The following is a 10,976-nucleotide window of genomic DNA, read 5'->3' on the forward strand; positions in this document are numbered from 1 at the left end:
GGCCGCACCGGGGCAGAGCATGGAAAGGGGTGGGAGCGTCATGGACGCGATGGACAAGGATCGCGACATCCCGGCGCACGGGGTCCGGCCGTTGTGGACCGAGGAGCCGGCGCGCAGGCGACGGCTGCCCGATCCCGTCCGTACGGCGGCGGTGCGGGCGGTCATCATCATCGCCGTGACTCTGGTGGAGGTGATGGTCGCCCTGCTGTGCACCCTGGCGGGCTCGTGGTCCGCCTTCCCCGTCGTGCTCGCCACGGTGGCGAGCACGGTGGTGGCGACCTGGGGGGTGCTGGACGTGTGGGTGACCCGGCAGGTCTGGCGCCAGCGCTACGGGGTGGTGTCCCGGCCCAGCAGCACGGCCCGCGAGATGCGCCGCCAGCGCCGCCGGGAACGGGCCAAGGAGGCGGACCCGACGGTCACCTCCCGGCCGGCTGCGGAGCACGGGCCAGCTCGCGGCGCAGCCGCATGAAGCGCCGGGGCCGGTCCACCCCGAGGGCGGCGGTGGGGATCCCGTCCCGTTCGTAGACGGCGAGGAAGCCGCCGCCCTCGGCCGGGTCCCCCTCGAGGATCCGGACCGTGTCCCCGGATTCGCGCCGCCCGGCGTACTGGATGCGCGCACCGTACTGGTCGGACCAGAAGTAGGGGAGCGCGTCGAAGCGTTCGACGGTGGACCCGGCGAGCAGATTGCGGGCGGCCACGTCGCCCTGGAGCATGCCGCTGGTCCAGTGCTCGGCCCGGACGGTGCGGGCGGTGCCCGGCTGGGCCAGCCGGGCCACGTCCCCGACGGCCACGACGTTGGGCAGCGCGGTGACACAGCCCGCGTCGCACCGCACCCCGTCGTCCAGCGCCAGACCGGAGCCTTCCAGCCACTCGGTGACGGGACGCACCCCGACGCCGACGACCACCACATCGGCGGGCAGCACCCGCCCGTCGGAGAGCTCCACACCGGTGACCCGGCCGGCCCCGCGCAGACCGGCCACACCGGTGCCGCACAGCAGGGTGGCCCCGCCCCGCGCGTGCAGCCCCGCGCACACCCGGGCCATCTCCTCGCCCAGTTGGGGCACCAGCGGCAGCGGCGCGGCCTCCACGACGGTGACATCGAGCCCGAGGATGGCGCAGGAGGAGGCCACCTCGGCGCCGATGAAGCCCGCGCCGATCACCACCGCCCGCTCGGCGCCCGCGCGGAGCTCGGCGCGGAGCCGGAGCGCGTCGTCGAGGGTGCGCAGGGTGTGCACCCCGTCCAGCGGTGGGAGGGGCAGGGTTCTGGGGGTGGCGCCGGTGGCGATGACGACGCCGTCGGTGCGCAGGGCGCGGCCGCCGGTGAGGCGGATCTCCCCGGCCGCGGTGTCCAGCGCCTCGGCCCGGACGCCGAGCAGCCACTCGGCGTCCAGTTCGGCCTCCTCCTCGGAGTCGGTGAGGGCGAGCGGGCCCAGCCCCTCGCCCGGGTCGCCGTCCCCGGTCAGGAACTCCTTGGACAGCGGCGGGCGGTCGTAGGGGCGGTGGCGCTCCTCACCGACGACGACCAGCCGCCCGTCGTACCCCTGAGCGCGCAGGCCCCGTGCCGCGTGCAGACCCGCGAGTGAGGCACCGACCACGGTGACCGTCCTGACCGCCGTCATGCCACGGCTTCTTCCGGCGCCGCGTGCACGGGCTGCCCGGGAACGATCTGCACCGCGGGGTGGACATACAGCATTCCGTCCACGACCGTGACAGCGTGGGTCCGTACGGGCTTACGGGCGGGCAGACAGGTCGGCTCGCCGGATCGCAGATCGAACAGCGCGGCGTGCAGCGGGCATTCCACATAGCAGCCTTCCAGCCACCCGTCGGAGAGGGAGGCGTCCTGGTGGCTGCAGGTGTCATCGATGGCGTAGAACGCACCGTCGGTGTGGAACACCGCGATCGGCGCGGTGGCATCGCCGGCCTCGATACGCACCGACTCACCCTCCGGCAGGTCCTCGATACGGCAGACGGCAATCATTGGCCCCCCTCACGTTGATCGGTATCATGCGTTGTGGATAGTGCACTGAAAAGCGCGATGCGCAACAGAATCCAGATCGGGAAGGCAGCCGTCAAGAGTTCCCCGGCCCGAGGGGCCCCACGCAGAGCCGTCGGATGGTGAGATCAGAACCATGACGAACACGACCGAGGATCGGGCCGAGGACAAGCGGGGGGCTTCCGGGGCAGTGCAGTCCGTGGACAGGGCGGTCAGCGTCCTGGAGATCCTTGCCAGACTCGGCGAGGCCGGAGTGACCGAGATCGCCGACGAGCTGGGGGTCCACAAGTCGACCGCCTTCCGGCTGCTCGGCGTCCTGGAGAACCGCGGACTCGTCGGGCAGGAGCGGGACCGGGGGAAGTACTACCTGGGCGCCGGGGTGCTGAGACTCGCGGGCGCCGCCGCCATCCGCCTGGACATCTCACAGGAGGGCGCCCCGGTGTGCCGGGCGCTGGCCGACGAGACCGGCGAGACGGCCAATATCGCCGTCCTGGACGGGGACGCGGCGGTCAACATCATGCAGGCGCGCGGCGCCGCCGCGGTGACCGCCTTCAACTGGCTGGGGCGGCGCACCGCGCTGCACGCGACCGCGAGCGGCAAGGTGCTGCTCGCGCATCTGTCGGGCGAGCGCCGGGAGCGGCTGGTGACGCGGAAGCTGCCGCGGTTCACCGAGCACACCATCACCACCTCCGCCGAGCTGCGGCAGCAGCTGGAGACGGCGGCCGAGCGCGGGTACGCCTACTCCTGCGAGGAACTGGAGATCGGGCTGAACGCGGTGGCGGCGCCGGTGCGCGGCCACGACGGCGCGGTCATGGGGGCGATCGGCGTCTCGGGACCGGCGTACCGGATGGCCCAGAGCCGGCTGCCCGATCTGGCCGAGTACGCCGTGAAGACCGCCGAGGAGCTGTCCCGACGGATGGGATTCCCCGGCTGAGCCACCCCACCACCCCACCCACCCGACGAGGGGGCCGGATGACTCCGGCCCCCTCGTCACGTCTGTGCCCAGGCATTCCGTGAGGCGTGCGATCTACGCGAATTCGCCCGTCAGCGCCAGTTCACAGACGGTTTACGCGCACCCCTTGACCGCACGGGGCGACGACTTTCAGGATGTCTCCCATCGCGCAACACGCCGCGCTATACGCAACTGGGGGGTAACCGGCGGCCGTTGAACGGCCTCGGTCTCACCCTCCTTCGAGGCAGTCATGCCAGCTCCCGTGCACCGGTTTCTGCGATCGCAGGAGAACAGAGGAGTGAGCCATGCCGCAAGAAGCCCGCGCCGTCGTCGCGGTCAAAAAGGGCGCCCCGGTGGAGGTGGTGCCCGTTCTCGTGCCCGAGCCCGGCCCCGGTGAGGTGCTGGTGGGAGTGCAGGCGTGCGGGGTGTGCCACACCGACCTGCACTACCGGGACGGCGCGATCGGTGACGAATTCCCGTATCTGCTCGGGCATGAGGCGGCCGGAATGGTCGAGGCCGTGGGCCCCGGCGTCACCGCACTCGCCCCCGGTGACTATGTGGTCCTGGCCTGGCGGGCGCCGTGCGGCGGCTGCCGCTCCTGCCGCCGGGGCCGCCCGTGGTACTGCTTCGACAGCCGCAATGCCGCCCAGCCGATGACCCTGACCGACGGCACCCCGCTCAGCCCGGCGCTGGGCATCGGCGCGTTCGCCGAGAAGACGCTGGTCGCGGCCGGGCAGGCGGTGAAGATCGACCCCTCGGCGCACCCCGAGGCGGCGGGCCTGATCGGCTGCGGAGTGATGGCCGGGTACGGCGCGGCGGTGCACACCGGCGGGGTGTCCAACGGCGACACGGTCGCGGTCATCGGCTGCGGCGGCGTCGGCAACGCCGCGATCGCCGGGGCCTCGCTGTCCGGGGCGCGCCGGGTGATCGCCGTGGACATCGACGACGCCAAGCTGGACGCGGCGACCCGCTTCGGCGCCACCGACACCGTCAACTCCCGTGGTACGGACCCGGTCGAGGCGGTGCGCGAGCTGACCGGGGGCTTCGGCGCGAATGTGGTCATCGACGCGGTGGGCCGCCCCGAGACCTACACCCAGGGCTTCTATATGCGCGATCTGGCCGGGGTGCTGGTGCAGGTCGGGGTGCCGGACCCGGAGATGCGCATCGATCTGCCGCTGATCGATCTGTTCTCGCGGGGCGGCGCGCTCAAGTCGTCCTGGTACGGCGACTGCCTGCCCAGCCGGGACTTCCCGGTCCTGGTCGACCTCCACCTCAGCCGCAAGCTGGATCTGGAGGCGTTCGTCAGCGAGACGATCACGCTGGACGAGGTCGAGGCCGCGTTCGGGAAGATGCAGCGCGGCGAGGTGCTGCGGTCGGTGGTGGTCCTGTGAACGCGCCATTGAGCTCCCGTGTCGTGATCGTCGGGGCCGGGATCGTCGGCTGCTCCCTCGCCGATGAGCTGACCGCCCGTGGCTGGCGGGACGTCACCGTCCTGGAGCAGGGCCCCCTGCTCGCCCCCGGCGGCTCGACCTCGCACGCCCCCGGTCTGGTCTTCCAGACCAGCCCCTCCAAGACCCTGACCGACCTCGCCCGGTACACCGTGGAGAAGTTCTCCTCCCTCGAGGTCGACGGGCTGCCCTGCTTCAACCCGGTGGGCGGTCTGGAGATCGCCACCAGCGAGGAGCGCTGGGCGGATCTGCACCGCAAGGCCGGTCTCGCCGCCTCCTGGGGCGTACGGGCCGAGCTGCTCGGCCCGGCCCGGTGCGCCGAGATGTGGCCGATGCTGGACCCGGAGCGGATCCTCGGCGGCCTCCACACCCCGGACGACGGGCTGGCCCGGGCGCTGCTCGCCTGCCGCGCCCAGATGGAGCGGGCCACCGCGCACTGCGCCCGGTTCCTGGACCGGCACACCGTGACCGCCATCGAGCGGGAGGGCGGCCGGGTGACCGCCGTCGTCACCGACCGGGGCACCTTCCCGGCCGACATCGTGGTCTCCGCCGCCGGCTTCTGGGGCCCGCTGATCGGCGACATGGCGGGGGTCCCCGTCCCGCTGCAGCCGCTGGCCCACCAGTACGCCAAGACCGGGCCGCTGCCCGAGCTCGCGGGGGTGAACGACGCCCGTACGGAGGCGAGCAAGCCGATCCTGCGGTTCCAGGACCGCGATCTGTACTACCGCGAGCACACCGACCGCATCGGCATCGGCAGCTACGCCCACCGCCCGCTCCCCGTGGACCCGGCGCGGCTGCCCGCGTACGACGACGCCCCGGTGATGCCGTCCTCGCTGCCGTTCACCCCGGAGGACTTCGCCCCGAGCTGGGAGGACAGCGTCCAGCTGCTCCCCGCGCTCGGCGCGAGCCGGGTCGAGGAGGGCTTCAACGGCGTCTTCTCCTTCACCCCCGATGGCATGCCGGTGATCGGCGAGTCCCGCGAGGTGCGCGGCTTCTGGCTGGCCGAGGCGGTGTGGGTGACCCACTCCGCGGGCGTCGCCCGGGCCGTGGCCGAGTGGATGACGGACGGGCGGCCGGGGACGGACGTCCATGAATGCGATCTGTACCGCTTCGAGGACGCCCAGCGCTCCCCCGCCTATGTCACCGAGCGGGGCCGGCAGAACTTCGTCGAGGTCTATGACGTCATCCATCCGCTGCAGCCGATGGAGCAGCCCCGTCCGCTGCGGGTCAGCCCCTTCCACGTCCGGCAGCAAGAGCTGGGCGGGTACTTCCTGGAGGCGGCGGGCTGGGAGCGGCCGCACTGGTACGAGGCGAACGCCCCGCTCGCCGAGTCCGTCGAGCTGCCCCCGCGCGACGCCTGGTCGGCCCGCTACTGGTCGCCCATCGCCGCCGCCGAGGCCAGGGCCACCCGGGAGCGGGTCGCGCTGTACGACATGACGCCGCTCAAGCGGCTGGCGGTCACCGGGCCCGGGGCGCTGGACTTCCTGCAGCGCATGACCACCAATCAGCTGGCGAAGAAGCCCGGTGCGGTCACCTACACCCTGCTGCTGGACGAGGCCGGGGGCATCCGCAGCGACCTCACCGTCGCCCGGCTCTCCGAGCACCACTTCCAGGTGGGCGCCAACGGCGGGCTGGACCTGGACTGGCTGCTGCGCCACGCGCCCGATGACATCCATATCGCGGACATCACCCCGGGCACCTGCTGCGTCGGCGTCTGGGGCCCGCTGGCCCGGGAGCTGGTCCAGCCGCTGACCCGCGACGACTTCTCGCACGAGGCGTTCGGCTACTTCAAGGCCAGGCAGACCTATATCGGCCATGTCCCGGTGACCGCGATGCGGCTGAGTTACGTGGGCGAGCTCGGCTGGGAGCTGTACACCACCGCCGACATGGGCCTGCGGCTGTGGGACACCCTGTGGGAGGCCGGACAGCGCCACGGGGTGATCGCCGCCGGGCGCTCGGCCTTCAACAGCCTGCGGCTGGAGAAGGGCTATCGCGCCTGGGGCCATGACATGACCACCGAGCACGATCCCTACGAGGCCGGGGTCGGCTTCGCCGTCCGGATGAACAAGGGCGACTTCGTCGGGCGCGCGGCGATCGAGGGCCGCTCCGAGGAGACGGCGGCGCGCAGGCTGACCTGTCTCACCCTGGACGACCCGGCCGCGGTCGTCCTGGGCAAGGAGCCGGTGTACGCCGACGGCGTCCCGGCGGGCTATGTGACCAGCGCGTCCTACGGCTACACCATCGGCCGGACCGTCGCCTACGCCTGGCTGCCCGCCGCGGCCGCCGTGCCCGGCACCGCCGTCCACATCGAGTACTTCGGCGAGAAGGTGCCCGCGACCGTCGCCGCCGAGCCCCTCTTCGACCCGCGCATGGAGCGCATCCGCCGCTGACACCGAGCGCCGCGAGAGCGGGAAACGACCGCTTGGAGGCCCCCTTGGCACTCACCGGTGACACCGCCCCCCCATCGAGCTCTTCGACCCCCGCCGGCTGACCGCCGCGACCGCCTGAGGAGAACCCATGACTGTGGCTCCCGAGTCCCCCGCCATCACGCCCCCCAGTCTGCTCGCCACTCTCCCCGGCCACTGGTACACCGCTCCCGGGGTCTTCCGCCGGGAGCAGGAGCACCTGTTCGAGGCCATGTGGTTCTGCGCGGTGCGCGGGGCCGATCTGGACCGGCCGGGTGCCTTCCGCACCGTGCAGATCGGCCGGGAGAGCGTGCTGATCACCCGCAACCGGCGGGGTGAGGCGCGGGCGTTCCTCAACATCTGCCGCCACCGCGGCGCCCGGCTGTGCACCGAGGAGTCCGGTACGGTACGGCGCTCGCTGCAGTGCCCGTACCACGCCTGGACCTACGATCTGGACGGCCGGCTCACCGCCGCCCCCAATCTATCGAAGATGCCCGATGTCGACCGGGTCGAGCGCGGACTGGTTCCGGTACGGCTTCGCGAATGGCTCGGCTATGTCTGGGTCTGCCTGGCCGAGGAGCCACCATCGTTCGAGGAGACGGTCATCGGGGCGGTGGCCGAGCGGCTCGGCGACACGGACTCCGTGGAGCGCTACGGCGTGGCGGGGCTGGCGCTGGGCCGCCGGATCTCCTACGACGTCAAGGCCAACTGGAAGCTGATCGTCGAAAACTTCATGGAGTGCTACCACTGCGCCACGATCCACCCCGAACTCACCGAGGTGCTCCCGGAGTTCGCCGACGGCCTGGCGGCGCAGTACTTCGTCGGGCATGGCGCGGAGTTCGCCGAGGAGGCCCAGGGGTTCACGGTGGACGGCAGCGAGGGGTTCGACCGGTTCGCGGGGATCGCCGATGAGCAGGACCGCCGCTACTACGCGATCACGGTACGGCCGCAGGTCTTCCTCAATCTGGTCCCGGACCATGTGATCATGCACCGGATGTTCCCGCTCGCCCCCGATCGCACGCTGGTCGAATGCGATTGGCTCTACGCACCCGAAGTGGTGGCGTCCGATCGGGATCTGTCGAAGTCGGTGGAGCTGTTCCACCGGGTCAACACCCAGGACTTCGACGCCTGTGAGCGCACCCAGCCCGCCATGGACTCCCGCGCCTACCGCGACGGCGGGGTGCTCGTCCCCAGCGAACACCACATCGGCGCCTTCCACCGATGGGTGACCGACCATGTCCCGACCCGGGAAGCGGAGGAATGCCCGTGACGGACCTCTTCATCGGTGGCCAGTGGACCGGCGCGATCGACGAGCGCACCCGGGAGATCCGCTGCCCGGCCGACGGATCGCTGGTGGCGGTCGTCGACGAGGGCGGTGGCAAGGACGCGGCCGAGGCGGTGGCCGCCGCCCGGCAGGCATTCGACCAGGGGCCCTGGCCCCGCACCCCGGTCGGGGCGCGCGGCGATCTGCTGCTGCGCGTCGCCGCCCTGGTCGAGCGCGACAAGGCCGCGCTCGCCCGCGCCGAATCCCTGGACACCGGGAAGCGCCTGGCCGAGAGCGACGTCGACATCGACGGTGTGGCGGCGTGCTTCCGCTACTACGGACAACTGGTGCGCACCGAGGCGGACCGGGTCGTGGACACCGGCAGCGAGCACGCCGTCAGCCGGGTGGTCTATGAACCGGTCGGGGTCTGCGCGCTGATCACGCCGTGGAACTTTCCGCTGCTGCAGACCGCGTGGAAGGTCGCGCCCGCGCTCGCCGCGGGCAACACCTTCATACTGAAACCCAGTGAGCTCACCCCCAGCACCGCGATCGCCCTGATGCGGCTGCTGGCGGAGGCCGGGCTGCCGGACGGGGTGGCCAATCTGGTGCTCGGCCCGGGCGCCGAGGCCGGGGCCCCGCTCACCGACAACCCCGATGTGGACATGGTGTCCTTCACCGGGGGCCTGCGGACCGGGCGCCGGATCATGGCCGCGGCCGCGGGCACGGTCAAGCGGACCTCGCTCGAACTGGGCGGCAAGAACCCCAATGTGGTCTTCGCCGACGCGGACTTCGACACAGCCGTGGACTACGCGCTCACCGCGGTCTTCCTCCACTCCGGGCAGGTCTGCTCGGCCGGGGCCCGGCTGCTGGTGGAGGACCCGGTGCACGACGCCTTCGTCGAGGAGGTCGTGCGCCGGGCCCGCGGGATCCGGCTCGGCGGGCCGTTCGACGAGCGGGCCCAGACCGGCCCGCTGATCTCGGCCGCGCACCGGGCCAAGGTCGAGGCGTATGTGGCGGCCGGGCTCGCGGAGGGCGCCCGGCTGCGCTGCGGTGGCACCCGCCCCGACGATCCGGTCCTGGCCGACGGCTACTACTTCCTGCCGACCGTCCTCGACCGCTGCCACAGCGGGATGTCGGTGCTGGCCGACGAGTCCTTCGGGCCGGTACTCACGGTGGAACGTTTCGCCGGTGAGGAAGAGGCGGTGCGGCTGGCCAACGACACCGTGTACGGGCTCGCCGGGGCCGTATGGTCCGGCGACGAGGAACGGGCGCAGCGGGTGGCCTCGCGGCTGCGGCTGGGCACCGTCTGGATCAACGACTACCACCCGTGTCTCCCGCAGGCGGAGTGGGGCGGGTTCAAACAGTCCGGGACCGGGCGGGAGCTGGGGCCCAGCGGGCTCGCGGAGTACCGGGAGGCCAAGCACATCTGGCGCAATACGCGTCCGCGTCCGCAGGGTTGGTTCGCCTGACCGGGGAGCCATCCGGCTCCGGGTCCGGGCCCGGGACGGCGGGGCGGGGCGGCGGGGCGGGGCGTGGCGGGAGGGGCGCGCGCTGCGCCATTCGGGTGAGCCACGGTCAAGGACATTGCCCGGCTCCCACCGGAATGGGTTACTGAAATCCGTCCGATTCCGGTGGGCTGCCCATCCTTTCCGGCGGAGTGGAAGACGCCTTGCCAGATCGGAGCCGTCATGCCCTGTCGCCCGTTGGGACTCGTCCTCGTCACCGATCCCGGTGAGAACTGCATCGCCGTCGTGGATCCGGAATCCCACAGGCTCGTTCCGACGCTCAGCGCGCCGATCCCGCTCCCGGCGCGGAGCATGCCCGACCGGCTGGTGGTGCGCACCGCGCTCGACCGCCTCGACGCGCTGGCCGCCCTCCACCGGGGCACCCTGATGGATCCCCTCCCCGGCGATCCGGACCGGCCGATGCTCCCCGGGGCGCGGACGGACCTCGGGGCCGTTCGCCCCCTGGGCACGTACGAGCTCTTCAACCAGTTCGCCGGGATCTTCCCCGACCAGGGCCCGTACAGCGGCGGGACCCTGGTGACCGTCATCGGCAGCCACTTCTCGGGCACCACGGACGTGTTCTTCGGCACCCGCCGGGCGGCGAGCTTCTCCGTCCTCGACGACCAGACCATCGTCGCGGTGAGCCCCTCGGGGACGGGCTCGGTCCCGGTGTATGTCACCACCCCGGGCGGCACGGCCCCCATCGGCTCGTTCTTCTACCTCCCCTGGCCCACCCTGACCGGCATCACGCCGGTCGCCGGACCGCTCGGCGGGGGCGACATCGTCGAGCTCACCGGCGTCAATCTGAGCACCGCGCGGGTGGTGCACTTCGGCGACTCCGTCGCCCACCCCACGGCCGTCTCCGACCAGCACCTCCTCGTGACCGCTCCCCCGGCCTCGGGGCCCGGCACCGTTCCGGTGTACGTCATCACCGTGGGCGGGGTGAGCAACCGGCTGCTCTACACCTACGCCGCCGTGCCGGTCGTCACCGACGTCAGCCCGACCACGGGGTCCACGGCGGGCGGCGAGCCCGTGGTCCTGACCGGCACCGGGCTCAGCCATGTCACCGCCGTCACCTTCGGCGGCGTCCCCGCCACGTCCTTCGGGTCGATCTCCGACACCCTGCTGGTCGTGGTGACGCCCCCGAACGTGCCCGGCCCCGCCGACATCACCGTCACCACCGCCGGGGGCAGCGTCACGGTTCCGGACGGCTTCAACTACGTGGCGCCGTCCACCACGACCGTCACCTCCGCGCCCGACCCCTCCGTCGTCGGCCAGCCGGTGACCTTCACCGCCGTGGTGGCGGGCGTTCCACCCACGGCGGGCACCCCCACCGGCACCGTCACCTTCGACTTCGGCGACGGAAGCCCGACCGTGGCCGTCTCCCTCACGGGTGGTACGGCCACGGT

The 10,976-nt window shown here is 72.3% G+C and carries 9 protein-coding genes; 7 read left to right on the forward strand and 2 right to left on the reverse strand.

Translation table 11 applies throughout. The annotated features are described in order from the left end of the window. Positions 1 to 40: 40 nt before the first annotated feature. On the forward strand, positions 41 to 469 hold the full coding sequence (locus ACFXB5_RS37305; RefSeq protein ID WP_385216747.1) for a hypothetical protein: 429 nt from the start codon (positions 41 to 43) through the stop codon (positions 467 to 469). Here ACFXB5_RS37305 and ACFXB5_RS37310 read toward each other — a convergent pair. Both ACFXB5_RS37310 and ACFXB5_RS37315 read right to left on the reverse strand, forming a co-directional pair. Then, positions 417 to 1,619 carry an NAD(P)/FAD-dependent oxidoreductase gene (locus ACFXB5_RS37310; RefSeq protein WP_385216749.1) on the reverse strand — a complete coding sequence of 401 codons (1,203 nt, stop codon included), beginning with the start codon at positions 1,617 to 1,619 and terminating at the stop codon, positions 417 to 419. The two genes, ACFXB5_RS37305 and ACFXB5_RS37310, sit on opposite strands and share 53 nt — an antisense overlap. Continuing rightward, positions 1,616 to 1,978 (reverse strand): bifunctional 3-phenylpropionate/cinnamic acid dioxygenase ferredoxin subunit, encoded by a 363-nt coding sequence (locus tag ACFXB5_RS37315; protein WP_385216751.1) that lies wholly within the window; start codon positions 1,976 to 1,978, stop codon positions 1,616 to 1,618. The genes ACFXB5_RS37310 and ACFXB5_RS37315 overlap by 4 nt, the downstream gene beginning before the upstream one ends. Positions 1,979 to 2,129: 151 nt before the next feature. Here ACFXB5_RS37315 and ACFXB5_RS37320 point away from each other — a divergent pair, with 151 nt between their 5' ends. The 6 genes from ACFXB5_RS37320 to ACFXB5_RS37345 all read left to right on the forward strand — a co-directional run. After that, positions 2,130 to 2,927, forward strand: a complete 798-nt coding sequence (locus ACFXB5_RS37320; protein WP_385216753.1) for an IclR family transcriptional regulator — start codon at positions 2,130 to 2,132, stop codon at positions 2,925 to 2,927. Between the two features lie 323 nt (positions 2,928 to 3,250). Next, positions 3,251 to 4,336: an S-(hydroxymethyl)mycothiol dehydrogenase gene (locus ACFXB5_RS37325; RefSeq protein ID WP_385216756.1), complete on the forward strand. Its 1,086-nt coding sequence runs from the start codon at positions 3,251 to 3,253 to the stop codon at positions 4,334 to 4,336. After that, complete coding sequence (locus ACFXB5_RS37330; protein WP_385216758.1) at positions 4,333 to 6,783, forward strand: FAD-dependent oxidoreductase; 2,451 nt, start codon at positions 4,333 to 4,335, stop codon at positions 6,781 to 6,783. The genes ACFXB5_RS37325 and ACFXB5_RS37330 overlap by 4 nt, the downstream gene beginning before the upstream one ends. A gap of 127 nt (positions 6,784 to 6,910) precedes the next feature. Continuing rightward, on the forward strand, positions 6,911 to 8,068 hold the full coding sequence (locus ACFXB5_RS37335; RefSeq protein WP_385216760.1) for an aromatic ring-hydroxylating dioxygenase subunit alpha: 1,158 nt from the start codon (positions 6,911 to 6,913) through the stop codon (positions 8,066 to 8,068). After that, positions 8,065 to 9,531, forward strand: a complete 1,467-nt coding sequence (locus ACFXB5_RS37340) for an aldehyde dehydrogenase family protein (protein WP_385216763.1) — start codon at positions 8,065 to 8,067, stop codon at positions 9,529 to 9,531. The genes ACFXB5_RS37335 and ACFXB5_RS37340 overlap by 4 nt, the downstream gene beginning before the upstream one ends. A 234-nt stretch (positions 9,532 to 9,765) precedes the next feature. After that, a partial coding sequence (locus ACFXB5_RS37345) for an IPT/TIG domain-containing protein (protein WP_385216765.1) occupies positions 9,766 to 10,976 on the forward strand: 1,211 nt, incomplete at its 3' end.

It is taken from the genome of Streptomyces sp. NPDC059455, assembly GCF_042750115.1.
Taxonomy (GTDB): domain Bacteria; phylum Actinomycetota; class Actinomycetes; order Streptomycetales; family Streptomycetaceae; genus Streptomyces; species Streptomyces endocoffeicus.